This is a genomic window from Collinsella aerofaciens (assembly GCF_040926185.1).
GTDB classification, from domain to species: domain Bacteria; phylum Actinomycetota; class Coriobacteriia; order Coriobacteriales; family Coriobacteriaceae; genus Collinsella; species Collinsella aerofaciens_BC.
This window is the reverse complement of record NZ_JBCOIQ010000004.1, coordinates 13,154-37,619: the sequence shown is the minus strand read 5'-3', so window position 1 is coordinate 37,619 and position 24,466 is coordinate 13,154. Positions and strand designations below refer to the sequence as shown.

The window sequence follows — 24,466 nt, the reverse complement described above, 5'->3', positions numbered from 1 at the left end:
CCTCCCCGCCAACGTATGTTAAACAACAAAACGGCAATTTAAGACCAAAGCCAATATCAGCTTAGCACCGACTGGCGTCGACCGAAACACCCCGAATCAGAGCCAGGTGCGAAATATCTGCCTAGTGATACAAACCCGGCTGGTAGTTATACTCATTGCTCACGTGCGGGCACAGCTGCCAAAAGGCGACGGCGCTCGCCGCGGCCACGTTAAGCGAATCGACCCCGTGCGCCATCGGAATGCGCACCGCGTGGTCACAGCCGGCAATGGTCTTGGCGCCCAAGCCGGCACCCTCGGTACCCATAAAGATTGCCAAGCGGTCAATCTCCTGCAGCACGTGATCGTCCAGCGATACGGAATCGTCCGTCAACGCCATAGCGGCACACGAAAAACCGGCATCGTGCAACGCGCTCAGACCATCATGCGGCCACACACGAGCCTCGCTGCCAATGCGCGTCCACGGCACCTGAAACACGGTGCCCATGCTCACGCGGGCCGAGCGACGGTACAGCGGGTCGCAGCACGTAGGACTCACCAAAATGCCATCGACGTTCAGCGCAGCCGCCGAGCGGAAAATCGCGCCGACGTTGGTGTGGTCGACAATGCCCTCGAGCACGCACACGCGCACCGGGCGCTCCCCCGCCGCCTCGACGACGCCGCCTAAGAACTCGGCTACCGGAATCTGACGCGGGCGACGGAACGCCGCGAGCGCACCGCGCGTCACGTTAAAGCCCGTCAGCTGCTCCATGAGCTCCATGGAGGCCACGAACACGGGAACCGGACCCGCTCCCTCGCGCACGACAAGCTGGTCAAACAGCGGCATCATCTGGTCGAGCCAGCGCTCGCCCAAAAGAAAGCTCACCGGCTCATATCCGGCGCGAACCGCACGCTCGATGACCTTGGCACTCTCAGCGATAAAAATGCCCTTCTGCGGCTCCAGCACGCAGCGAAGCTCACGCTCGGTCAGTCGCACATAGGCATCGAGCCGCTCGTCCTCGAGCGAATCAATTCGCAGAACCTCAACGGCATCAGTCATAGCAGCCAGCCCGCACCCTTCTTTACAGCACATCTATACCAAACGAGGCGACGCTAAGCGCCGCCCCATGCATTCAATCAACCCGATGATACCGTTCACGCCAGACGATTTACGCCTCAACGCGATGATACGTCACGAACTCATAATCGACGCCCTCGTCACCCTCACCGGCGGCAATCGTCGCGACCCCGCTACGCTGCGCAATCTCCCACGCGGGATCGGCGTCCAAGTCGGGAAAGTACGTGTCCACGACATGCACGCAGTGGTCATGAGTGACCTCGGCCTCCACGCAGTACGGCAAAAACTGCCGATAGACATCGCCGCCACCGATCACCCAGGCAACGGGCTCATCGGCAACCGCAGCGAGCGCTTCGTCAACGCTATGCACCACGTCGACGCCCTCGCGGGTAAAGCCTATATCGCGCGTAAGCACGATATTGCGGCGGTTCTTGAGAGGACGCCCGCCGGGAAAACTCAGCAGCGTCTTGCGTCCCATGATAACCGGGCAGCCCTTGGTGCAGGCCACAAAATGGCGCATATCGGCGCGATTGGACACCACCATATCGCCCTCGCAGCCAATACCCCAGTCGTCACACACGGCGACGATGGCAGAAAGCTTACACGTCATGCGCGTCACCTACACCGCAATGGGGATGTTCTTGACCTGAGGGCCGTGCTCATAGCCCTCGACGATCAGGTCATCGGTCGTAAACGCATAGAAGTCATGCACATCGGGGTTGAGCGTTACCTTGGGTGCCGCAAACTGCGGACGCTCGATAAGCTCGCGGACGATATCGACATGACGATCATAGATATGGGCGTCGGCGATCACGTGCAGCAGCTCACCGGGAATCATATCGACCGACTGCGCGACCATCATCAGCAAAATGGCGTACTGGCACACGTTCCAGTTGTTCGCGGCCAAAATGTCCTGGCTGCGCTGGTTGAGAATCATGTTGAGCGTCGGCTTGTCGTCCTGAGGACGCTGCGTCACGTTATAGGTCACGCTGTAGGCGCATGGATAAAGGTGCATCTCGGACAGATCGCTAAACACGTACGTATTGGTCATAATGCGGCGACTATACGGCGTGTGCTTAAGGTCGTACAGTACACGGTCCATCTGGTCGAAGTCGCCCTCGGCGTAATGGCTCTTCTGACCAATCTGATAGCCGTAGGCTTTACCGATGGAACCGGTCTCATCGGCCCACTCATCCCAGATATGGCTGTTGAGGTCATGCACGTTATTGGACTTCTTTTGATAGATCCACAGAATCTCGTCCATGGCAGACTTAAGCGCCGTACGGCGCAGGGTGAGCGCGGGGAACTCCCCGCGCAGATCATAGCGCGCCGTGACACCAAAGTTTTTAATGGTATAGGCAGGGGTGCCGTCCTCCCACACCGGGCGGACCTTTTGGCCCTCGGTGGTGGTGCCATGGTCCAAGATATCGCGGCACATGGTTACAAACTGTTGATCAGCTTTGCTCATTGACCCTCCTGTCAGTCGCCTACAAGCGAGATTCATTGTAGCCCAGGCGCACGCGGCCCCACAGCCCAAACATAAGCCCTCATTTTCTGACATATGCCAGAAATTCCTTGCGCAAATCCGCACGTTCGCTATTCTATTGTTGACATATGTCAGATTTGGAGTGTGCATGGCAGGAAGACGCGAAAAACTGCGCCGCGTCGGGATCATCCCCGAATACCGCGGCTTTACCCCCGATGGCCTGGCCAGCGGTGATGCCATCGACATGACCGTCGACGAGCTTGAGGTGCTGCGCCTGTGCGACCTGGAGGGTCTCAACCAAGAGGCGGTCGCCCAGCAGATGGGCATCGCCCGCGCAACGGTGGCGGCCATTTGCAGCCGCGCGCATCGCAAGGTGGCCGATGCGCTGGTCAACGGACGGGCGCTCGTTATCGAGGGCGGCAATATCGCATACTCCCCCATCACCACGACAACGGCCGCATGGCCAGCAAAGGAGGTCGACACCATGAGGGTGGCAACGACGTACGACAACGGCAACATCTTTATGCACTTTGGCCGCAGCGAGCAGTTCAAGATCTACGACATCAAGGATGGCAAGGTGCTCAACGAGCAGGTCGTAGGCACCGGTGGCACCGGCCACGGCGCCTTGGCGGGCCTGCTTGCCAACGGTGGCGTTGACACGCTCATTTGCGGCGGTATCGGCGGCGGCGCTATCAACGCGCTTGCCCAAGCCGGCATCACGGTCTATGCGGGCGCCCAGGGCTGCTGCGATGCCTGCGTCGAGGCCCTCATTGCCGGCACACTCGCACAGAACGGCGAGGCCACCTGCGACTGCCATGGACATGATCACGAGCACATCCACGAGCATGGCGAGTCCTGCGGCTGCCACGGTCACCACGACCATGACGGGCACGAAGGCTGCGGCTGCCACTAGCGGCAAGCACCTCGTCGAGAACGCGCTTCCACGCGTGCGACAACCAGCGAACAAACGGCGAACAAACGGCGAACAAACGGCGAACAAACGGCGAACAAACGGCGAACAAACGGCGAAGGCCGCCTGGAATACCATCCAGGCGGCCTTCGCCATACACGACTCAACCAGTCGTTACTTCTTGTTGCGCATCTGCGCTTCCATCTGGCGCAGCAGCTCCATATCGGACTTGGGACCGCCCGTACCCAAGCCGCCCATGCCGCCCAGACCCATAGCGTCCAGGCCAGGGATATTGGGCATGCGCATCCTCTTGCCCTTCTTACCCTTTTTGCCCTTCTTGCCGCCGGCCTGTGCCTGATTGGCCATCGTGCGCATGCGGCCCATCATCTTATTCATCTCGCCCCACTGCTTCATAAGGCTGTTGACCTCGGTGGGGGTTACGCCGGCGCCCTTGGCGATACGCGCGCGGCGCTGGCCGTTGATGATGGAGGGACGCAGGCGCTCCTCCTTGGTCATCGACATGATGATGGCCTCGTTCTTATCGAAGATACCCTCGTCCAGGTTGCCGCCCATCTGGTTGAGGGCGCGCTGGCCACCGGGGAGCATGCCCAGGATCCCCTTCATGCCGCCCATCTTCTTGACGGCTTTCATCTGGTCGAGCATGTCGTTCATGGTGAAGCCCTCGCGCAGCATACGCTCGGCAGCCTCGAGCTGCTCGGCATCGGCTGCCTCCTGGGCCTTCTCGATAATGCCGACAACATCGCCCATGCCCAGAATGCGCTTGGCCATGCGATCGGGATAGAACGGCTCAAGCGAATCGGGTTTCTCGCCCATGCTCACAAACTTGATGGGCTTACCGGTCACCTGACGCACCGAAAGTGCGCCGCCGCCACGGGCATCGCCGTCGAGCTTGGAGATGATCACACCGTCAAAGTCGGTGCGATCGGCGAAGGTCGAGACGACGTTGACGATGTCCTGGCCGGTCATGGCGTCGACGACCATCAGCACCTGGTCGGGCTTGACGGCCTTCTTGATGTCGACGGCCTCCTGCATCATCTGCTCGTCGATCTGAAGACGACCGGCGGTATCGACGATGACCACGTCGCGCAGGTGGTCGACGGCCTCCTGGATGGCGCCCTTGGCGATATCGACCGGGTGCGCACCGTCGCCGCGGAAGACCGGTACGCCGATCTCGCCACCGAGCGTGGCCAGCTGGTCGGCAGCAGCGGGACGGTAGACGTCGCACGCGGCGAGCAACGGCGAGCGGCCCTGCTTCTTGAGCAGGTAGGCCAGCTTTACGGCAGCCGTGGTCTTACCGGAGCCCTGCAGACCCACAAGCATGATGACATTGGGAATGCGGTTGCTAAAGACGAGCTTGCTCTCGGTTGAGCCAAGCATCTCGGTGAGCTCGTCGAGCACAATCTTGACGACGTTTTGCGCCGGCGACAGCGACTCCATAACCTCGGCGGTCATGCAGCGCTCCTTGGTCTTGGCGACGAACTCCTTGACGACCTTAAAGTTGACGTCGGCCTCGAGCAGCGCCATGCGAATATCGCGCATGGCCGAGGTGATATCGGCCTCGGTCAGCTTGCCCTTGCCGCGCAGGCGGTCAAATGTGTCGTTGAGGCGATCGCTCAGGGAATCAAACACTAGTCACTCCTTAATTGGACTCGCCCACTAGGGCGCGGCAGAAATCTTTGGCATTGAACTCCTGCAGATCATCGACCTGCTCGCCCACGCCCACGCGCAGGATCGGGAGCTTGAGTTTCTCGGCCACGGCCATGGCGATACCGCCCTTAGCCGTGCCGTCGAGCTTAGTCATGATAATACCGTCCAGGCCCAGCGCCTCGTTAAACTCGAGCGCCTGGTTCAGACCGTTTTGGCCCGTCGCGGCGTCGATCACAAGCACGACCGAAACCGGCATGGGACCGGCGGCCATATTTGCGGCGCGCTTACGGGTCACATTGACCACCTTGGCAAGCTCGCGCATGAGCTCAGGGCTCGTGTGCAGACGGCCGGCGGTATCGATAAGCACCAGGTCGCTGCCGCGCTTGTCGGCCTCGTCGAGCACGTCGTAGCAAACACTTGCCGGGTCGGAGCCGCGGTCGCGCTTGATGACGGGGACGCCAGCGCGCTGGCCCCACACATCGAGCTGCTCGATAGCGGCAGCACGGAAGGTATCGGCCGAACCGATCACGACGTTCTTGCCGCGGGCGGCCATGGCGCTCGCGATCTTACCGACCGTCGTGGTCTTGCCGGCACCGTTAATGCCCACAAACAGCACGCAGCTCGGCGTATCGGAAAACGGATCGCGCTCGATGGGCACAAAGTGCTGCTCGAGCTGCTCGGCCAGGGCACGGCGAAGCTGAGGAGCGGTCTTGAGGTTCTTCTTGGCCGCGGCATCGCGTAGGTCATCGGAGACCTGAATGGCGACCTCGGCACCCATGTCACCCATAACGAGGGTGTCCTCCAAGTCCTCCCAAAAATCCTCGTCGACCTCGCCGCCAAAGTAAAAGACCTCGTTGAGGGCCTCGCGACTGCGCTCAAGTCCGCGCGAGAGAGCGTCAAAGAATCCCATTATGCATTCACGACCTTTCCGGTTTCGCGATCGAGTTTTTGCGAGACGACGCGACTGACGCCGTCGGCTTGCATCGAGACGCCATAGAGGACGTCAGCGTCCTCCATAGTACGGCGCTGATGCGAAATGACCAAGAGCTGCGTATCGGAACGCAGTACATCAAGGGCGCCGATGAGCTTGGACAAGTTGGCGTCGTCGAGCGCCGCCTCGACCTCGTCCAGCACATAGAACGGCACCGTACGCGTGCGGTACACGGCAAAGAGCAGGGCGAGCGCCGTCAGGCTCTTCTCGCCACCCGACATGAGCATCATCTTGGTGATGCGCTTGCCGCGCGGCTGCGCCACGACCTCGATACCCGTATCAGCCGGGTGCTCGGGGTCGGTCATCCCCAGATGCGCCTGTCCACCCGGGAACAGCATGGCGAAGATCTCGCGGAAGTTCGCGTCGACCTTCTCAAACGTCACCAGGAAGGCCTTCCGCATCTTGCGATCAATGGCCACCGTGATCTTGGTGAGCGCCTTGCGCGCGCTCTCCAGATCGGCCAGCTGCTCCTCGATGTAGTCGGCGCGGCGCTTGAGCTGCTCGTACTCCTCCATGGCAACTTGGTTAACGGGACCAAGGTTGTTGATCTGGCGCACAAGCTGGTTGAGCTCGCGCTCGGCGGCGTCGCGGTCGGTGGGCGCGGGAAGCATGAGCGCTTCCTCGAGTACCGTGGTGCCATCGGCGGTGATGGCCTTGATGGCCGCCTCCACCTGCACCTCGAGCTTGCCGCGTGCGACCTTGAACTCGTTTTGCGTGGCAGAGGCGGTATCGACTCGCTCCTTAGCGCGGGCAACCTCTGCCTTGGCATCCTCGATGGTCTTCTTGAGCGAAGCGGAGTCCGCCTCCTCCAGAGAGGCCTGGTCACGCAGGCGCGCTGCCCAATCCGACGCGCGTTCCAACAGGGCAGAATAGCGTTCGTGCATGGGATCGACGCGCAGGCGCAGCAGCTCGAGCGAGCGCGAGGCCTGGCGTGTTCCGCGGATACGACGGTCGATGCCCTCAAGACGATGCTCCAGGTCGGGCACGCGGCCCTTCAGCGAACGCAGGCGTTCACTCGTCTGGGCTAGGCGAACCTTGGCGTCGGCGAGCTTGCCGGCAGCCTCGGAATCGTCACGGCGAACGCGGTCGAGTTCGTCGTTGGCCTCGGCAATCTGCAAGCCCAGATCGCTTGCCTGCGCACGGGCCTCGTCACGCGAACGGGTGAGCTCGTCCACGCGCGGGCGCGCGGCGCGAACGGCCTCGGCAGCCTGCTCACGGCGCTTGGAGATACGCACGCGCTCGACCTCGGCATTGTTGGCGCTTTGCTCCAGACGGCCGATCTCGGACAACAGGGAGCGGCGCTCGCCCTCAAGGCGGGCAATCTCACCGGCGGCATCGCCCTCAGCGGCACGCGCTTCCTCAACGGCCGCATTGGCCTCGACGACCTGATCCGACACATGCTCAAACACAGCGGCCAAATCGGGCTCAAGCCCCTCCAGCTCGCGAATGCGACGCTTACGCTCCAGAGCACCCGACGCCTCGCCGGCATCGAGGCCCACACGCACCAGGCCGCCGCAGGCGACGCGGGCGCCATCGGGGGTCACGTAAGTCACGCCGTCAACGACCGGCGCCGAAAGCGCGGCAGAAAGATCGTCCACTACGTAATAGCCGCCGAGCAGCGCCTCGACGACGGGTCCGTAGCCTGCGCGCACGGACAGACGATCAACCAGGCGGGTACCGGCAGCGCCCTCAGCGGCGGTAGAGCCGCTCACGCCGCGCGCCACCAGCAGTGCCTCGCCCGAGGCCTTCTTTTGGTCCAGAGCCGCACGACCGGCACGCTCAAGCGTGGCGGCGTCATCAAACAGCAGCGCATCGATATCGCCGGCGAGCAATTGCTCAACCAGGCCCTCAAGCTCGCGCGGGGCTTCGAGCACGTCACCCAGGCGGCCCGAAACATCATCGCCCAGCGCACCCACCAGACGGCTCACGAGCGGCGAGCTGTCGGCCATGCGGGCATCGAGTTTCTTTTGGCTGGCAAGCTCCGAGCGCACCTCGGACAGCTTGTTGCGCGCCTCACTCTCACGATTACGCAAGTCCTTCAGGGCTGCACGGGCGACCTCGGTGGCCTCACGCGCATCGGCCTGGGCCTGGCGCGCTTCCTCAAGAGCGCCCTCAAGCTCCTCGGCGCGGTCGCGACGGCTCTCGAGCGAGGCCGTGACCTCCTCGAGCTGTTCATCGATCTGCTCCAGGCGCGAGGCATACATGTTGTCCTCGACCTCGGCATTGCTCAAGGAATCCTTCACCTTGGCGAGCTCGAGCGCGGCGTTATCGGCTACGCGCTGCACATCGCGTTGTTCGCGCGTAAGCTTCGAAATCTGATTGTCGAGCGCCACGCGCCGCTCGTGGAGCTCGGCGGCGGCAGGACCAGCGGCGTCAACGTCCTCCTGGGCCTGCATATGCGCACCGGTCACTTCCTCAAGCTGCGCACGCGCGTCCTCAAGCTCCTCGACCACGCGACGACGCTGATGCTCGGAGCTCGAAATCTGACCGCGCATGTCAGACAGGCGCGACACCATGTTGTGGCCCTTTTCTTCGAGCAGGCGCATGTCGGAGTTAATGCGGCCGACCACATCTTGCATATGGCGGCGTTGCTCGCCCAGGTCGCCCACAAACAGGCCCTTTTCCTCGAGCATGACCTGGAGCTTCTCGAGCTCGCGCTCCTTTTCGCCCAAGCGGTACTGCGCAAGCTCAAGCTCGGCCGCGCCCTCCTTGGAGCGGCTCTCCAGGTCGTTCCACTGCGACTGCAGCGAACGCAGCTCATCGACGGCCAGCATCTGCGTAAGCTCGTTCGCGCGCGAGGACAACTCTTTGTACTTGCGCGCGCGATCGACCTGACGCTCCAACGGTCGCAGCTGACGGGCGATCTCCTTATTGATGTCGCGGGCACGCGTGAGGTGCTCGTCCATCGACTTAATTTTTTTGAGCGCACGCTCCTTGCGGCGCTTGTGCTTGGAAATGCCGGCGGCCTCCTCGATGAGGGCGCGGCGTTCCTCGGGGCGGCTCTGCAAAATGGCGTCGAGCTTGCCCTGGCTGATGATGGAATGCGTATCCTTGCCCAGGCCGGAATCGTGCAGGATGTCCTGAATGTCCATCAGGCGGCACGGACTCGAGTTGATGAGGTACTCGCTTTCGCCCGAGCGATACATGCGACGGGTGATGGCGACCTCGTCAAAATCGACGGGCAGCATATGGTCCGAGTTATCGAGCACCAACGTGACCTCGGCGACACCCACCGGCTTGCGCGCTGACGAGCCCGAGAAGATGACATCCTCCATGGCCTGACCGCGCAGCTGCTTGGCGCTCTGCTCGCCCAGGACCCACAGAATCGAGTCGGAGATGTTCGATTTTCCCGAGCCGTTGGGACCGACGATGACGGTCAGGCCCGGCTCAAACGTCATATGGGCGCGGTCGGCAAACGACTTGAACCCTTTGAGCGTGAGGGACTTGAGATACACGGTTCCTCGCTTACACGTGCTTCTTGTTCAGAATCACGCCGTTGGTGGTGTAACCCATGCGGTCGAGCGCTTCGAGCGCGGCGGCTCCCTCGGCTTCCTTCTTTGAGGAGCCGGAGCCGCGACCCTGGCGAATACCATCGATCAAAACCACGGCGGTAAAGGTGGGCGCATGCGCCGGGCCCTCGGAGCCAACGAGCTTGTACGCCGGGGGTTCGTGACCGTCGGCTTGCACGCACTCCTGCAAAAACGACTTGGGGTTCGCAGGATGCTCGGCACGCTCGGAAGCCAAATGCGGCTTAAGCGTACGGTGAATGAACTCTGCCGCGGCATCCCAGCCGGCATCCAGGTACAGCGCGCCCACGAGCGACTCATAGACGTTCTCGAGGGCCGAATGCAGGCCGCGCGCACCGGTACCGGTCTCGGAGGCACCAAAGATGATGATGTCGTCGATGCCCAGCTCGTGAGAAACCTCGGACAGCGTAGCGCCCGAGACAAGCGACACCTTCAGGCGCGTGAGCTTGCCCTCGTCAAACTCCGGATAGGACTCAAACAGGGAGCGTGCGACCACAGCGCCCAAAATGGAATCGCCCAAGAACTCAAGGCGCTCATAGCTGGCAGAAACCGGCTGGCCCTCGACTGCCGAGGGATGTGTAAGGGCCGCGCGCAGCAGCACCTTATTATTGAACTCGTGGCCCAGGATTTCCTGGGCGCGCGTAAGTCGTTCAGACAAAGCCAAGACCTAGGCCTCCCTGGCGTTTTCGATGGCGTCGACGGCGTCGGCGACAGAGTTGAGCGAGAGCAGGGTCTCGTCATCAATCTCGAGGTTGAACTCGTCCTCGATAGCCGTAACCAGCTGCAGGCGCTCGAGCGAGTTGGCATCGAGGTCGTCAAAGGTGGTCTCATCGCTAATTTCGGCAACATCGACGCCCAGAACGTCAGCAGCGACCTCGGCGATCTTGTCGAAGATTTCGGAGCGGTCCATAGCGCTTCCTCTCATAGTGCATGAATACCAAAAGAATGGTACCGCCCGGGCGGTACCAAGACACGGTTCTGATTCTACCCCACGACGCACGCCCCGAGACGCATAACGCCGCTGTTATAAAACGATACCGTCCATAGAGTTGGCGACGTTCTCGACCAGCCCGGCGCGCACGGCTTCGGCCGCCGCGAGCGTACCGTTTTTAACAGCCTCGACCGAGGTGGCGCCATGGCCGATCAGGACCACGCCGCGCAAGCCCAAAAGAATCGCGCCGCCCTTGGCATCACCAGAGAGCTTGGCCTTAATCTCGCGCATCTGCTTTTTGATGAGCAGCGCGGCGATCTTGGTGCCGAGCGAAGACATAAAGGCACCCTTGAGTTCCTGCAGCAAAAACTTGGCAGCGCCCTCGGTGGCCTTGAGCGCAATATTGCCCGACATGCCATCGGCAACGACGACATCGAAGTTACCGGAGGTGATGTCCGTTCCCTCGCAGTTACCAACAAAGCCGGGAACGGCGGCTTTCATGGCCGGGAAGCAGGCCTTGGTAAAGTTGGAGCCCTTCTCGTCCTCGGTGCCGTTAGCAAGCAGGCCCACGCGGGGATGCTCGATGCCCAGGACGACGCGAGCATAGGCGCTACCCATCTGAGCAAAACGCACCATGTCATCGACCTCCACATCGGGGTTGGCACCCATGTCGCACAGCACCGTCAGACCGCCGGCGCGATTGGGCAGCGCATTGGTCAGACAGGGGCGCACCGGCTGCTTCTTGCCTTCGGCCTGATACCTAAACGGCGTCACATAGGCGGTGGCGGCGGCGGTCATGGCACCGGTGGAGCCGGCGGAGAAGAACGCATCCGCGTTGCCCTTCTTAATGGCGCGGCAAGAAAGCACGATCGACGACTTACGCTTGGTCATCACGGCGCGAATGGGATCGTCATCCATGGCGATAACGTCAGGCGCCTCAAGGGCCTCAACACGTGCATGGGAAGCTGCAAAGGGATTGACGATTTCGGCGGGACCAGCTGCCAAGACCTCGATATCGGGATCGGCGGCAAGCGCAGCTTCGATACCATCGAGAACAACCTGAGGTTTCTCGTCTCCGCCCACAACGTCTACACAAACGCGAACGTTACTCATATACATGCTCCTTATACAAAAATGGCCGACTCATTGAGCCGGCCATTGTGGTTCCATTTGGAACGGCATCGCATCCAGAGTATACCGTTACTCGGTAACGATAACCTCGCGGTCCTTGTAGAAACCGCAGCTGGGGCACACGTGGTGCGGAAGCTTGACAGCGCCGCAACGGGGGCACGTGGACTGAGCCGCAGCCGAGATCTTCATGTTGGCGGAACGACGGGTGTGAGTGCGGATACGACCCTGCTTTTGTTTAGGTACGGGCATAGTGACCTTCCTTATGAACTATCCAGTGTGGCGATTACGCGCAAGTAGCGATACTACCACAGTTTTACTCATCGAGCTTGAGATTCTTCAATGCTGCAAATGGATTTTCCGTGGCAGCGGCCCATTCTGCCTCTGCCTGGGCGGCGCAATCGCATTGCTCGACGTTGAGATTGCAACCGCAGGTGGGGCACAGACCACGGCAATCGGGCTTGCAGAGCACCACAAACGGCGTGTCCATAACGACCGCGTCATTGATGGGCTCGCCCAGATCGACGAGACGGTCCTCACCCAGGAGCTCGTAGCCGTCCTCGTAGGCCTCGGGATCCTCGGGCTCCTCAAAGAGGTAGAACTCCTCGATCTCGCCGGCGATATCAAACGAGGCGGGTTCCAGGCAACGGTCGCACTCGCCGGTGGCGTGCGCGCGGACCATGCCCGTGAGCAAGACACCGGTACCGGCATTGGTAAAGACAACGTCGTAGTCGATGCCGTCCTGTAGCTGGTACTCCTTCTCGCCCACCGTGTAGGTGGCGACATCGACCTTACCGGTCAGCGGATACGAATCTCCAGGAAACTCGAGCTGCTCGGAAAGATCGACGGTAACGCTCGGGAACTCAGCCATTACCACTGACCATTCTGTTGGGCGGCACCCTCGTTGAGTTGCTGACGGCAACGGGTAACGGTGCCGGTCAGGCTCTTGAGGTTCTCCTCCAGGTGCGTAAAGACCTGCTCTGCGTAGTCCTCGGCAGCATAACGCGTCTCGCGCTCGTACTGCTGGGCACGATCGCGGATGTCGTCGGCCTGCTGCTGCGCAAGTCGGACGATCTCCTGCTCACCGGCAATGGTGAGGGCCTGCTGCTGAGCGTCGGCGATGATGGAATCGGCCTGAGCGGCGGCGGAAGCCATAAGCTCCTCGCGCTCCTTAAGGATACGGCGGGACTTCTGCCACTCCTCGGGATAGCTCATGCGGATCTCGTCGAGGATGTTGAAGAACACGTCGGCGTCGATGACCTTGAACTGAGCGTTCTTGCCGAAAGGCGGCTTGGCTTCCTCGATCAGCCCTTCGAGCTCATCGACCAAGCTGACGATCCTATCGCCAGGAAAATTCTCGCCCGGCATCCGGTCTCCTTTCATAGGTAACATATCATCGTGCTAGTTTACCACATGCCACCAGGCAATAAGAAACGTCACGAAAAGCGATGTTTGAGCGCTTCGACCACGTTGGACGGGACAAACGTCGATACATCGCTGCCGAGCGAGGCGATCTGGCGAACAACCGAGCTCGAGATATAGCCGTACTGCGGCGCACTCATGACAAAGATGGACTCCAGCTCGCTATCCAGACGATAGTTAAGGTCGGCCTGCTGCAGCTCATATTCAAAGTCGGTCATGGCGCGCAGGCCCTTGACCACGGCCCCCGCCCCCTGCTCGCGAGCGAAGTCGACCAAGAGGCCGGTAAAGGGCAGGACCTCGACGCCGTCGATATCACCGAGCGCCTCGCGGGCCAGCGCCACGCGCTCATCGAGCATAAACGTGGTGCCCACGCCGTTTTTACCCTGCGACTCGGCAACAGCCACGATCACGCTGGGAAAGATGCGGCGGGCGCGGCGGATGACGTCGATATGACCAAACGTGATGGGATCGAAGGTGCCCGGGACGATCACGCGATTGATAGTGTCACTCATGAGCATCCTCCTGAAACGTCGTAGCATCGTTGTTGTCAGCATCGGTGCCGGCGCTATCGCCCTCACCATCGTCATCGCCGACCCAACGAAGCAGGTCGACCGAGGTAATGCCGTAGCGCTTCTCACGTACAGTCTCAAAGTCTGCCGGATGCGCGCCCGCATCGGCGACGGCATGCTCAAACAGGGCATAAGCGCCAGGTGCAAGCAGACCCTGCTGAGCCAGGTTCTGCAGCAGTTCCTCGACCGGCTCGGCACCAAAAGCATAGGGCGGGTCGAGCAGGACCAGATCAAAGGGGCCGCCCGGCACACGACCGCGCGAGGCACTTGCCAGCATGTCGCCCGTGACCACACGCCAACGCGCACGGTCACGGCAGAGCGACTCGATATTCTTGGTAATGAGCCGCGCGGCGTTGCGATCGATCTCAAACGTCGTGAGCGAGCGGGCCCCACGAGAGAGCATCTCTAACCCTAAGGCACCGGAGCCGCCAAAGGCGTCCAGCACACGAACCTCGTCCAAATCGAAATCGAATGCCGACATGACCATAGATGCGCACGCCTCGCGCACGCGATCAGTCGTGGGGCGGGTGACATCGCGACCACGGGGCTCCTCGATCTTACGACCGCGCCATTCGCCGCCGATGATTCTCATCCTCCGCTGACCTCCTTAAAGATATGTCGATAACGCATGGCGACCGCGTCGCGCAAGGGACGCGTCGCCACAGAGTCAAGGTTGCAAGCATACCGCAAGAGCTCGACCGCGTCCAAATGGGCCCATTCGATAAGGTCCTCATCGGCATCCAGGTCCACAAAGCGCAGGGTCACGCCGCCGTGCTGGCGATACCCCAGGATTTCGCCCTCGTGGCGCAGACGCAGGTCCATTTGGGCGAGCGTAAAGCCATTCGAGGTTTTTTCGAGCGACTGGAGACGGTCTTGCGCCGCCGATGCACCGCCGTTGCCCTTGGAGTGCGTCATGACCAGGCACGTGCCCGACACACTGCCACGGCCCACGCGGCCGCGCAGCTGGTGCAGGGCAGCCAATCCAAAGCGCTCGCCGTTCTCGATGACCATGACGGTGGCGTTAGGCACGTCGACGCCCACCTCGACCACCGTAGTCGAGACGAGCACGTCAATCTCGCCACGCTTGAAGGCATCGAGAACCTGGTCCTTCTCCCCCGCCGGCATGCGGCCGTGAAGGCGCTCGATGGCAAGACCCGGCAACGCCAGACGCAGGCGGTCGAGCTCGGTTGCCGTATCGTGCAGTGGCACGGGGACGGTTACGCGGCCCTCGTCGTCGCGAGCAATACCGGGCACGTCTTCCAGCTCATCGGCCGAGTCACTCGGCTCCACGAGCGGGCAAATCACGTAGGCCTGCTGACCCTTTTCATGCGCCTCGCGGATGGCGCCATAGGCGAGGTCGCGGCTCGACTCGGTGAGCACGCGTGTCGTCACGCCAGCGCCAGGGACGGGCCGATGGCGGATGATACTCGTGTCCAGATCGCCGTAGACCGAAAGCGCCAGCGTACGCGGGATCGGTGTCGCCGTCATAACGAGCAGGTCCGCACCGGGGCCCTTCGCGCGAAGGGCGTTGCGTTGGCCAACGCCAAACCGGTGCTGCTCGTCGATGACGACAAGCGACAGATGATTGAACGCAACGTTATCCGAAAGCACCGCGTGGGTTCCAAAGAGGACGTCGAGCTCGCCCGATTCAAGCTGGGCATGGATCTGCTCGCGCTCTGAGGCCGGCGTGGCACCCGTCAGAAGCGCCCAGGACATGCCCGCCTGCGAGAGCAGAGGGCCGGTCTTATCGGCATATTGGCGCGCCAACACGCCCGTGGGCGCCATAACGCAGGCCTGCGTACCGCTATCGGCAGCCACAGCCAGAGCGCAGGCGGCAACGGCGGTCTTACCGGTACCGACATCGCCCAGCAGCAGGCGGTTCATCACGCGCCCACCATCGCACATATCGCGCAGGATATCTTGGAACGCGGTCTCCTGCTCGTCGCTCAGCGAAAACGGCAGGGCTTGCTTAAGCGCGGCCAGGTGCTCGCCCGCGGTGTGGGCATAGGGAACCACATCGACCAGGCCGCCGACGTTGCGCAGGCGCAGCGCCAGCTGCAGGTAGAGGCACTCCTCGTAGGCAAGCCGTGCGCGCGCGATATCGCGCTCTGCCATACTCGATGGAAAGTGGATCGAACGCAACGCGCGGGCATTGCTCATGAGCTTCCGCTTTGCGCGCAGCGGCGCGGGAATCGGATCGAACGGATTGCCGACGACCTCGAGCGCGCCACTTACGATGCGGCGCATCCACGCCTGGCTCACGCCATCACTCACGTAATGGACCGGCAGGATAGTGCCCGCGGCACGCCCTTCCTCGAGCTTTTCAAAGTGCGGCGAGGCCATCTGCTTAAAACCGTAGGCAAACTCAACCTTGCCCATCACGGCCAGGCGGTCGCCCTGCTTAAGCTGCTGGGCAATCCAGGGCTGGCGGAAAAAGGCGACCTGCAGCACGCCTGTCTCGTCAACGAGTGAGACCTCGGTAACCTGCATGCGCGGACGCGGCTGCTTTTGGACGATACGATCGACCGTGGCGATGATGGTGCACACGGTACCGATGGGCGCCATCTCGATGGACCACGAACGGGTAAAGTCGAGGTATCGATGAGGGATATGGAGAAGGAGGTCCCCCACCGTCCTAATTCCCAGACGGCGAAGGGCCTCCTCACGTTTACCCGAAACATATTTGAGTCGCGCGATATCTTCGTCGAGCGCATTGCTCTGGGCAAAGCGCTCCGAGACGCGCGGCACGGAGCACAGCTCGGACATGACGAGATGCCTACTCGATCGAGAAAATCACGGGATAGAGCGGCTGCTCGCCACGATGGGCGTCAATCTCCAAGTCGGGCTGAGCCTCCTCGATAGCGTCGACGATCTCCTGGAAGGCCTCATCAGACAGCTCCTCGCCGGCCAGAATCGTCAGCGCGTCGCCCTCCTCTTCCTCCTGCATGCGGTTGATGCAGTCGAGCGTGACCTGCTTCACGTCGGAGCCGACCACGTCGATGGAGCCGGCGATGATACCCATGACGTCACCAGAGTGAATCGGCGAGCCATCAGATGCGCTGGAGTCGCGCACGGCGCGGGTGACCTCGCCATCGCGAACCTCGCTGATGGCGTCGACCATGGCGGCGACGGCGTCCTCGAGCTCGGAATCGGGCAGGACCGCGAACAGCGCGGAGAACGCCTGCGGAACGGTCTTGGAGGGAACGACGGCAACCTTCTTGTCCGTGCAGGCAGAAGCGGCAGCCTCAGCAGCCATGCGGATGTTGCCGTTGTTGGGCAGAATGATGACTGAGGTCGCGTTAACCTGATCAACGGCGCCCAGCAGGTCTGCAGTCGAGGGGTTCATGGTCTGGCCACCCGACACGATCACGTCGACGCCGAGGGACTTAAGGATGTCGGCCTCGCCAGAACCGGCGGCAACGGCGACAAAGCCCAGGGCCTTCGCGGGCTCGGCGGCCTTTTCCTGATCCTCGTGGATCTTGGCGGTACGGTCGTGGGCCTCCATCTCCATGTTGTGGATAAAGACCTCATAGATCTGACCGAGCTGCAGCATGTGCTCGAGCACCAGGTTGGGGGTGTTGGAGTGCACATGGATCTTGTAGTCGGGATAGGCGCCCACGAGAAGCTCGCAGTCGCCCATGGAACCCAGGAACTTAAGGCACTCGTCCTCGTCAAACGGGGCGTCGGCCTTAAACAGGAACTCGTTGCAGTAGCGGAACTCCGAGCCCTCCCAATCGTCGTTGGCCTCGATCTCAACGCGACCAAGGGCCGCGTCGCGGGCAGAGACAGCGGAATCAAACGTGGCGGAGAAATCCTCGACAACGGTGCTGCGGCCAAGTGCTGCAGCCACAAAGTTCTCAAGGAAGATGGCGAAGCCAAAGGCGCCGGAGTCGACCACGCCGTTCTCCTTCAGAACGGGCAGCAGGTCGGGCGTGCGGGCGACGGACTGGTACGCCTCGACGACGATAGCATCGAGCGCATCCTCGGCCGAGAACTTCTTCTTCTCGCACTCATCGGCCTTGGTCGAGACATCGCGCAGGACCGTGAGGATCGTGCCCTCGATGGGCTTGCGGACAGCCTGGAAGGCAACCTTGACGGCACGACGGAAGGCGAAGGCAATGTTGGCGGACGTAATAGGCTCGTCGGCAGAGACAAGACCCTCGGCCACGCCGCGCAGAATCTGCGAGGTGATGACTCCGGAGTTACCGCGGGCACCCATCAGGGAGCCGTGGGTGATGGCGCCGGCGATGGCCTCCATATCGGCATCGGCGGGAAGGGCGGAAAGCTCCTTGGTCACCGAGGCGAGCGTGAGCGACATGTTGGTGCCGGTGTCGCCGTCGGGTACGGGGAAGACGTTGAGCTTGTTGATCTCCTCGGCCTTGTCGGAAACGGCAGCCGCAGCGATCGGAAAACAGGTGCGAATGGTCTTTGCAATCATGGGTATTTGAATCTCCGTTTTCGGATGCTAGTTCAGACGGCTCTTGAGCGCGTCGATATGGATGCCGATCTTAAGGCTGGCGGGATCGATCTGGGCGATCTCCTGCAGGGTAAAGGCAACGGAGCTCGAAAGATTGTGGCAGACGGACTTCATGTTGACGCCGTTCTCGAGCACGACGTGAAGATCGACCGTAAGGCCGTTCTCGTCGGCGGAGACAAGCACGCCCTTGCGGAGGCGCTGACCGGCAAGCAGGCGCACGCTCTCGGCGCCCTGGAGCTGTTCGGCCATACCGACGACGCCATAGCACGTCATCGCGGCATAACCGGCAATATCGGCAATAACGTCGTTCGAGACGCTCAGGCTGCCGTTAATGGTCTCAGACACAAGAATCTCCTTATCTGGTGCTCGCGGCACCATCTCGTGGGAGCAATCATTGGAATATTCTACAACGACCGCGCCATGTTGAGGTGGCGGGCCTCGGGATTACATCCTCGACACGAAATGTTGATACGGTAACGTTCGCGAACAGCGATCGCGGCATGAAAAAACCCGCCGCATAAGCGACGGGTTTTACAACCTGGCTCCCCGGGTAGGACTCGAACCTACAACAGCGCGGTTAACAGCCGCGTGCTCTACCATTGAGCTACCGAGGAATAGGTGCGTGCTCTCAAGCAACGAAGTTTATTATACGGACGAATCAGCTCAGGGCAAGAACTTTTTTAAGAAATTTTCCGACCTAGTCATTGGGGACGTTCTTAAACGACCAGTCATTCAAGAACGTCCCCAACGACTACATGAAAGCGCCCTCAAGCGGATGTGCTTGAGGGCGCCTCTTGCTTGACTAGCTTTCGATATAGTCCTTGAGCTTGCTCGAGCGGCTCGGGTGGCGAAGCTTGGCCAGAGTCTTGGACTCGATCTGGCGGATGCGCTCGCGCGTGACGCCAAACTCGCGGCCGACCTCCTCGAGCGTACGGGGATGTCCGTCGACAAGGCCAAAGCGCAGCTCGATAACCTTGCGCTCACGATCGGCAAGCGAATCGAGCACCTGGGTGAGCTGCTCCTGCAGCATGGAGAAGCTGGCCGCATCGGGCGGAACGATAGCCTGGGAGTCCTCGATGAAATCGCCCAGCTGGGAATCCTCTTCCTCGCCGATGGGGGTCTCGAGCGACACGGGCTCCTGCGAGATCTTCTGGATCTCGCGAACGCGGTCGGCGCTCATGTCCATCTCGGCACCGATCTCCTCGGGGGTCGGGTCGCGACCCAGGTCCTGAAGGAGCTGGCGCTGCACACGGACGAGCTTGTTGATGGTCTCGACCATGTGCACGGGAATACGGATGGTACGGGCCTGGTCGGCGATAGCGCGCGTAATGGCCTGACGGATCCACCACGTGGCGTACGTGGAGAACTTAAAGCCCTTCTGGTAGTCGAACTTCTCGACGGCGCGGATCAGACCGAGGTTGCCCTCCTGAATAAGGTCCAGGAACAGCATGCCGCGACCGACATAGCGCTTGGCGATGGAGACGACCAGACGCAGGTTTGCGCTGATGAGTGCCTGCTTGGCTTCGAGACCCACGTTCTCAATGCGCGTAAGACGACGCATTTCGGTACGCGTGAGCTCGAGCTCGCCTGCCTCGGCAGCCTCGAGCTTCTCGGTGGCCTCAAGACCGGCCTCAATCTTCATGGCCAGATCGACCTCTTCGGAGGCGGTCAGCAGGTCGACCTTGCCGATCTCCTTGAGGTACATACGGACCGGGTCGCCGGTCAGCATCACCGTGGAGGCATCGATGCCGCGCACGCGGGAGCGTGAACGGGACGTGCGCACGGTGCGCTTCTTCTTGCTCTTGGAAGAACCCATCTCGGCGTCGGCCTGACGGGCCATCTTGAGCTCGTGATCGTCGAGCGAGCCGGAATCGTGCTCGTCGTCGTCATCGAAATCGTCGGCATCAGAATCGGTATCGTCATCGTCGACGTCCATGGGGGCGTCGTCGTTACCGCTCGCGGAGATAATCTGGATGCCGCTGTTGCGCAGCGCGGAATACACCGCGGTGAGCTGCTCGTCAGAAACATCGATATCCTTCAGGGCGACCTGAATCTCGTCCTCGGTTACCGAAGTCCTGTTTGAGCCGTTGCCCATAAGCTTTGCAACGTAGGATTCCAGCCCAGTACCCGTGCTCTCAGTCTTTTTTGGCACAGATTCTCCCTTCATAGTCCACAGGACTCAATACTTTAGCACACACATTGACGTCTATACCCAAAAAGAGGGCTGGATATAGGCGAGAATACGCTGGTTGACCACAACATCTAGGCTTGTTCGGTGCCTGCGGCCTCCAGGCCAATCAAACGGAACGGGTCCGCCACGCCGCCGATTGACTTTTGCAGTTCGCGCTGACGCTGCGAATCCTGCGCGGCCTGCATGGTTAGCGCGCGACGGGCCTCATCATCGAGCGAACGGTCCTGGCGCAGCTTGGCCTGTGCGGCACGCATGCGGCGTTTGATGGTGTAGAGCTCAAGCGTATCGAGCATAAACACGATGTTCGTCTCGGTGGGGTGCTTGCTCGTCGCCGAGATGCGCCCGGCACTCACAAGCGTTGCCGCCTCGGGACACACCGAGCGCGCCGCATCCATGCAGGCTGCAGGATCGGTTCCCGGTGGCGTTGCCAGAACGGCCCATGCGATGGACTCGTGACGTGGGTCAACCCACTCGATGGAGCAGATGCGATCGGCATACGTGCGGAACAGGTCGGGGTAGCTCGTGAGCATGGTCAGCAGTTCACGCTCCCCCGCCAAGGACTTGCGTTCAAGATCGGTAAGAACCATCGGCGCCGCCGTAGCCGGTGCGTCCGAACCATCAGGCACAGGAACAGAGCCCATACCATCAGGCACATCGATCGGCGGCAGGTCGTCGACAACCTCCACGGGCGCGGCATCGTAGGCATCGAGCGGGACGTAGTCGTACGGCTCTTCTTCGACCGGCGCGGACACCGGCGGCGTCGCGCCCGATGCCCAAGCACCGCGACCGGCATCGCGAGAACCCGACGCCCGACCGCCCGCGCTACCGGACCGCTCAGCCTTTGCCCGCTGGCGCTCATAGTTCTGCTCACGACGTCGTTCCGCATCCTCGCGCTTGGCGACATCGCGAAACACACGGCCCGAGCTCGCGCGCACGGTCTCCAGATCCAAACCCAGCAGGTCGGCAATCTGGATAAAGTACGTGTCGATCATATAGCTATCGCGCAGCGGATAGATGAGCGTCAGCGCATCCTCGAGCGCCTTGGCGCGACCGCCCGGCGTGGTGATGTCGCTCGACTCCTGCAGCGAACGGTAGACAAAGTCCATGAGCGGCTCGGCCGCGTCGATGCGCGCCTGCAGCTCCTGGCCGCCGTGCGCCGTAATAAACTCCATAGGGTCGTTGCCGTCGGGCAGTACCACGCAGCGCAGGTCCATCGAATCCTGCTCGATAAACTGAATCGCGCGGCGGGCGGCCTTCTGGCCCGCGGCATCGCCATCGAACATATACACGATGCGCTTGGCAAAGCGGGTGAGCGTCTTTACATGATGCTCCGTGAGCGCGGTGCCCAGCGTGGCGACAACGTTTTTAATCCCCGCCTCCCAGCAGGCGATGCAATCGGTATAGCCCTCCACCACGATGGCGGTATCCTGCGCGACGATAAACTCCTTGGCCCAATTAAAACCGTAGAGGTTTCGCTTTTTATGAAACACGCTCGTCTCGGCGGTGTTGAGGTACTTAGGCTGGCCGTCGCCCATAATGCGACCGCCAAAGGCAATGTTGTGACCCTGCTCGTCAAAGATGGGGAACATCACACGGTCGTAGAAGCGGTCGGCAAGCTGCCCGCGCCCGCGGCTCACGGCAACATTGGCGTCGATCATCTCCTGCGGGGTAAAACCCGCCTGGGACAGGTGCGACACCAGCGCGTTACGGCCTGGTGCAAAGCCCAGGCAGTAGCGGCGGCAGACGTCGCCACCCATGCCGCGGCTGGCAAAGTACTCGCGCGGACGACCGTCCTTACCGCGCATAAGCATGGTGTGGTAGAACTGGGCGGTCTCGGCGCACAGATCGTAGATGCGGGCACGCTTAGTACCGCGCTCGCGGCGATCTCCGGTGTCGTGCAGCTCAATACCTGCGCGATCGGCCAAATAACGGATTGACTCGGGAAAGCTCAGGTTCTCGCGCTTCATGATATAGGTGAAGACGTCGCCACCCTCGCCGCAGCCAAAGCAATGCCACACCTGCGTGGCGGGAATAATGTGGAAGGACGGCGTCTTTTCGCCATGGAAGGGGCAGCAGCCCCAAAACTCATGGCCGCGGGGCTTGAGCTCAACCGTTTCCTGCACGATGGCAACGAGGTCGGACGCAGCGCGTACCTGGTCTTTTTCCTCATCACTAATCACGGATGCTCACCCCCTGCTCACCCAAGTTATGACGAATGTCCTCGATATTACCCTCGACGGTCGCGATCAACTCATCCAGCGAATCGAACACACGCGAGGGACGCAGCCAGCGCGTAAACGCAAGCGAAACGGAAGCGCCGTACAGGTCGCCCGTATAACCAATTAAGTTAGCCTCAAGATGTGCAGATGCCGCATCGTCGGCATACGTCGGCGGCAGTCCGACGTTAACGGCAGCGGGCCACACGGTGTCATCGACCAGCACCAGACCCTCATACACGCCATCGGCAGGCACCTGAATGCCGTCGGGAACCTGCAGGTTTGCCGTGGGAAAGCCCATGCCAGAACCCTCGTGACGGCCGCGAATAACACCGCCACGCACCATATACGGGCGGCCGAGTAACTCAGCAGCAAGCTCCACATGGCCCTGTCCGAGCTCATGACGGATACGGGTGGCGCAAATGGCCTCACCGCCCTCGCAAAGCAGGTCGTGACCGTACACGTCAACGCCGTGCTCGGCACCCCAGGCGCGCATCTCGGCAACACCAGAAGCACCGCCACGACCCAGCCTAAAGTCGCTGCCAACGCGAATCGATCGAATGTCGACCAGACGCGACACCAGCGAGAGAAAAGCAACATGGTCAAGCGCCGCAACCTCAGGCGTAAAGGGAACGGCCACCACCGCATCGACCCCAGTTTGAGCCAGGGCATGCAGACGGTCGGCCGTCGTCATCAATTTTTGAGCGGGCGAAGGGCTCACCACGACGTCCGGGTCGGGATCGAAGGTAACTACGACCGCCTTGCAGCCATGGGCACGGGCATCACGGACAAGCGCCGCAATGAGCTCCTGGTGTCCACGGTGCACGCCATCGAACACGCCGATGGCAATCGATGCGGCACCCAGGTGCTCACACTTATCAAACACATCGGCAGTAACGATGCGAGCCTCGTCCGACTCGCCCGCGAAAAAGATACGCGCGAGCTCGCGAGCGGACAACATCATCGAACACCGCCGATTGCCTGCGGAAACACGTGCTCCATGACAAAGCGGCCACCCTCAATGCGGGCGAGCGCCTTGAGTCCCCCATCGAGCACCAGCGCAAACGGCGCCTTCGAGGCATCGAAATCGGCAAGCGCACGCTCAACGGGAATGCGTCGGCCGCAGAGAAGGTCGTCGGCAAGATTGCCCGGCAAGTCAACACGTGTGGCGCCCAGGGCCGCAATGGGATCCAGTGCAAACCCCGCCGCGGACTCGGGAGAAAGCTCCTCAACCGCATGACAGGCGCCAACGGAAACAATACCGGAGGCCGTGCGGCGCAGCGCGGAAATGTGCGCGGCGCTCTCGCAGGCGCGGCCCAGGTCGCGAGCGAGCGCTCGGATATAGGTTCCCTTGCTCACCGAGAACGCCACGGTCCACACGCACGTATCACCTTCGCCGCCCACGGCGATCAGGTCGGCGGCATAGACCTCGACGGGACGCGGAGGTAGGTCCACCGCATTGCCCTCGCGAGCAGACTTGTAGGCACGAACGCCATTGACCGAGATAGCCGAAAACGCCGGCGGCACCTGCATCTGCGGACCCAGCATGGAGGCCAATTGCTCACGCGCATAGGCAGGATCGCGGAGCTCGTTGGCAACAGCCACCGTACGGACCGCCTCGCCCTCCGCATCATCGGTATTCGTCTCGGCGCCAAACGAAATATCGGCGACGTAGCTTTTGGTATCGAGCGTGAGCATGCCCAGCAGACGGGTGGCCTGACCCACGCCCACAACCATGACACCCGATGCCATGGGGTCGAGCGTACCGGCATGGCCGACGCGCCGCTCATGGAGGGCGCGTCGGCATTGCGAGACCACGTCATGGGACGTGCAGCCCACCGGCTTATCGACGGCGAGCAGCATATTCAATTGAGAAGGCGTTCGACGAGCCATGTA

Annotated in this window: 22 protein-coding genes and 1 tRNA gene; 1 reads left to right on the top strand and 22 read right to left on the bottom strand. The window is 61.6% G+C overall.

Annotated features, from left to right (window positions below; all coding sequences use genetic code 11):
• Positions 1–121: 121 nt before the first annotated feature.
• The 3 genes from AB5750_RS02905 to thyA all read right to left on the bottom strand — a co-directional run bounded on the left by AB5750_RS02905 (position 122) and on the right by thyA (position 2,522).
• On the bottom strand, positions 122–1,036 hold the full coding sequence (locus tag AB5750_RS02905; protein WP_368145350.1) for a TrmH family RNA methyltransferase: 915 nt from the start codon (positions 1,034–1,036) through the stop codon (positions 122–124).
• Between the two features lie 109 nt (positions 1,037–1,145).
• The gene (locus AB5750_RS02900) at positions 1,146–1,664 is read right to left on the bottom strand and encodes a dihydrofolate reductase (protein WP_368145351.1); all 519 of its coding nucleotides are present in this window, start codon (positions 1,662–1,664) and stop codon (positions 1,146–1,148) included.
• A gap of 9 nt (positions 1,665–1,673) precedes the next feature.
• Positions 1,674–2,522 carry a thymidylate synthase gene (thyA, locus tag AB5750_RS02895; RefSeq protein ID WP_346963569.1) on the bottom strand — a complete coding sequence of 283 codons (849 nt, stop codon included), beginning with the start codon at positions 2,520–2,522 and terminating at the stop codon, positions 1,674–1,676.
• 166 nt (positions 2,523–2,688) lie between these two features.
• Here thyA and AB5750_RS02890 point away from each other — a divergent pair, with 166 nt between their 5' ends.
• Positions 2,689–3,453 (top strand): DUF134 domain-containing protein, encoded by a 765-nt coding sequence (locus AB5750_RS02890; protein ID WP_368145352.1) that lies wholly within the window; start codon positions 2,689–2,691, stop codon positions 3,451–3,453.
• A gap of 171 nt (positions 3,454–3,624) precedes the next feature.
• Here AB5750_RS02890 and ffh read toward each other — a convergent pair whose 3' ends face one another.
• The 19 genes from ffh to truB form a co-directional block, all read right to left on the bottom strand.
• A complete protein-coding gene (gene ffh / locus AB5750_RS02885; protein WP_368145353.1) occupies positions 3,625–5,100 on the bottom strand; it encodes a signal recognition particle protein in 1,476 nt (491 codons plus the stop codon).
• Positions 5,101–5,110: 10 nt separating this feature from the next.
• Positions 5,111–6,028, bottom strand: a complete 918-nt coding sequence (ftsY, locus tag AB5750_RS02880) for a signal recognition particle-docking protein FtsY (protein WP_271747162.1) — start codon at positions 6,026–6,028, stop codon at positions 5,111–5,113.
• Positions 6,028–9,564, bottom strand: a complete 3,537-nt coding sequence (smc, locus tag AB5750_RS02875; protein WP_368145354.1) for a chromosome segregation protein SMC — start codon at positions 9,562–9,564, stop codon at positions 6,028–6,030. The genes ftsY and smc overlap by 1 nt, the downstream gene beginning before the upstream one ends.
• Before the next feature lie 10 nt (positions 9,565–9,574).
• Entirely contained in the window at positions 9,575–10,300 is a 726-nt protein-coding gene (rnc, locus tag AB5750_RS02870) for a ribonuclease III (protein ID WP_117716046.1), read from the bottom strand.
• 3 nt (positions 10,301–10,303) lie between these two features.
• Positions 10,304–10,546 (bottom strand): acyl carrier protein, encoded by a 243-nt coding sequence (locus AB5750_RS02865; protein ID WP_055309519.1) that lies wholly within the window; start codon positions 10,544–10,546, stop codon positions 10,304–10,306.
• Between the two features lie 114 nt (positions 10,547–10,660).
• Complete coding sequence (gene plsX / locus AB5750_RS02860; RefSeq protein WP_055309520.1) at positions 10,661–11,680, bottom strand: phosphate acyltransferase PlsX; 1,020 nt, start codon at positions 11,678–11,680, stop codon at positions 10,661–10,663.
• Between the two features lie 87 nt (positions 11,681–11,767).
• On the bottom strand, positions 11,768–11,947 hold the full coding sequence (gene rpmF, locus AB5750_RS02855) for a 50S ribosomal protein L32 (RefSeq protein WP_022094017.1): 180 nt from the start codon (positions 11,945–11,947) through the stop codon (positions 11,768–11,770).
• 64 nt (positions 11,948–12,011) lie between these two features.
• Positions 12,012–12,566 (bottom strand): YceD family protein, encoded by a 555-nt coding sequence (locus tag AB5750_RS02850; RefSeq protein WP_117837204.1) that lies wholly within the window; start codon positions 12,564–12,566, stop codon positions 12,012–12,014.
• Positions 12,566–13,063, bottom strand: coding sequence for an ATP synthase subunit B family protein (locus tag AB5750_RS02845; RefSeq protein WP_040358176.1), 498 nt, complete (start codon positions 13,061–13,063; stop codon positions 12,566–12,568). The genes AB5750_RS02850 and AB5750_RS02845 overlap by 1 nt, the downstream gene beginning before the upstream one ends.
• Positions 13,064–13,131: 68 nt before the next feature.
• Positions 13,132–13,629: a pantetheine-phosphate adenylyltransferase gene (gene coaD / locus AB5750_RS02840; RefSeq protein ID WP_195503188.1), complete on the bottom strand. Its 498-nt coding sequence runs from the start codon at positions 13,627–13,629 to the stop codon at positions 13,132–13,134.
• Positions 13,622–14,278, bottom strand: coding sequence for a 16S rRNA (guanine(966)-N(2))-methyltransferase RsmD (gene rsmD, locus AB5750_RS02835; RefSeq protein WP_368145355.1), 657 nt, complete (start codon positions 14,276–14,278; stop codon positions 13,622–13,624). Before rsmD ends, coaD begins: the two co-directional genes overlap by 8 nt.
• Positions 14,275–16,452: an ATP-dependent DNA helicase RecG gene (recG, locus tag AB5750_RS02830; protein ID WP_368145356.1), complete on the bottom strand. Its 2,178-nt coding sequence runs from the start codon at positions 16,450–16,452 to the stop codon at positions 14,275–14,277. The genes rsmD and recG overlap by 4 nt, the downstream gene beginning before the upstream one ends.
• A gap of 10 nt (positions 16,453–16,462) precedes the next feature.
• Entirely contained in the window at positions 16,463–18,124 is a 1,662-nt protein-coding gene (locus tag AB5750_RS02825) for a DAK2 domain-containing protein (protein ID WP_368145357.1), read from the bottom strand.
• A 27-nt stretch (positions 18,125–18,151) separates the two neighbouring features.
• On the bottom strand, positions 18,152–18,541 hold the full coding sequence (locus tag AB5750_RS02820) for an Asp23/Gls24 family envelope stress response protein (protein ID WP_187361832.1): 390 nt from the start codon (positions 18,539–18,541) through the stop codon (positions 18,152–18,154).
• A 161-nt stretch (positions 18,542–18,702) separates the two neighbouring features.
• Positions 18,703–18,777: transfer RNA gene (locus AB5750_RS02815), tRNA-Asn, on the bottom strand.
• A gap of 188 nt (positions 18,778–18,965) precedes the next feature.
• Entirely contained in the window at positions 18,966–20,315 is a 1,350-nt protein-coding gene (rpoD, locus tag AB5750_RS02810; RefSeq protein WP_368145358.1) for an RNA polymerase sigma factor RpoD, read from the bottom strand.
• Positions 20,316–20,425: 110 nt separating this feature from the next.
• Positions 20,426–22,534, bottom strand: a complete 2,109-nt coding sequence (gene dnaG / locus AB5750_RS02805; protein WP_368145359.1) for a DNA primase — start codon at positions 22,532–22,534, stop codon at positions 20,426–20,428.
• Positions 22,527–23,534 carry a riboflavin biosynthesis protein RibF gene (gene ribF / locus AB5750_RS02800; RefSeq protein WP_368145360.1) on the bottom strand — a complete coding sequence of 336 codons (1,008 nt, stop codon included), beginning with the start codon at positions 23,532–23,534 and terminating at the stop codon, positions 22,527–22,529. The genes dnaG and ribF overlap by 8 nt, the downstream gene beginning before the upstream one ends.
• Positions 23,531–24,463, bottom strand: coding sequence for a tRNA pseudouridine(55) synthase TruB (truB, locus tag AB5750_RS02795; protein WP_368145361.1), 933 nt, complete (start codon positions 24,461–24,463; stop codon positions 23,531–23,533). The genes ribF and truB overlap by 4 nt, the downstream gene beginning before the upstream one ends.
• Positions 24,464–24,466 lie beyond the last annotated feature (3 nt).

What these genes read in the sequence shown, in the direction of transcription:
- ribF (WP_368145360.1), bottom strand. Translation starts at nt 23,534, where the DNA reads ATGATGTTGTCCGCTCGCGAGCTCGCGCGTATCTTTTTCGCGGGCGAG.
- AB5750_RS02850 (WP_117837204.1), bottom strand. Translation starts at nt 12,566, where the DNA reads ATGGCTGAGTTCCCGAGCGTTACCGTCGATCTTTCCGAGCAGCTCGAG.
- AB5750_RS02890 (WP_368145352.1), top strand. Translation starts at nt 2,689, where the DNA reads ATGGCAGGAAGACGCGAAAAACTGCGCCGCGTCGGGATCATCCCCGAA.
- ftsY (WP_271747162.1), bottom strand. Translation starts at nt 6,028, where the DNA reads ATGGGATTCTTTGACGCTCTCTCGCGCGGACTTGAGCGCAGTCGCGAG.
- AB5750_RS02845 (WP_040358176.1), bottom strand. Translation starts at nt 13,063, where the DNA reads ATGCCGGGCGAGAATTTTCCTGGCGATAGGATCGTCAGCTTGGTCGAT.
- coaD (WP_195503188.1), bottom strand. Translation starts at nt 13,629, where the DNA reads ATGAGTGACACTATCAATCGCGTGATCGTCCCGGGCACCTTCGATCCC.
- rpmF (WP_022094017.1), bottom strand. Translation starts at nt 11,947, where the DNA reads ATGCCCGTACCTAAACAAAAGCAGGGTCGTATCCGCACTCACACCCGT.
- plsX (WP_055309520.1), bottom strand. Translation starts at nt 11,680, where the DNA reads ATGAGTAACGTTCGCGTTTGTGTAGACGTTGTGGGCGGAGACGAGAAA.
- AB5750_RS02900 (WP_368145351.1), bottom strand. Translation starts at nt 1,664, where the DNA reads ATGACGTGTAAGCTTTCTGCCATCGTCGCCGTGTGTGACGACTGGGGT.
- AB5750_RS02825 (WP_368145357.1), bottom strand. Translation starts at nt 18,124, where the DNA reads ATGATTGCAAAGACCATTCGCACCTGTTTTCCGATCGCTGCGGCTGCC.
- AB5750_RS02905 (WP_368145350.1), bottom strand. Translation starts at nt 1,036, where the DNA reads ATGACTGATGCCGTTGAGGTTCTGCGAATTGATTCGCTCGAGGACGAG.
- thyA (WP_346963569.1), bottom strand. Translation starts at nt 2,522, where the DNA reads ATGAGCAAAGCTGATCAACAGTTTGTAACCATGTGCCGCGATATCTTG.
- AB5750_RS02865 (WP_055309519.1), bottom strand. Translation starts at nt 10,546, where the DNA reads ATGGACCGCTCCGAAATCTTCGACAAGATCGCCGAGGTCGCTGCTGAC.
- recG (WP_368145356.1), bottom strand. Translation starts at nt 16,452, where the DNA reads ATGTCCGAGCTGTGCTCCGTGCCGCGCGTCTCGGAGCGCTTTGCCCAG.
- rsmD (WP_368145355.1), bottom strand. Translation starts at nt 14,278, where the DNA reads ATGAGAATCATCGGCGGCGAATGGCGCGGTCGTAAGATCGAGGAGCCC.
- truB (WP_368145361.1), bottom strand. Translation starts at nt 24,463, where the DNA reads ATGGCTCGTCGAACGCCTTCTCAATTGAATATGCTGCTCGCCGTCGAT.
- AB5750_RS02820 (WP_187361832.1), bottom strand. Translation starts at nt 18,541, where the DNA reads ATGGTGCCGCGAGCACCAGATAAGGAGATTCTTGTGTCTGAGACCATT.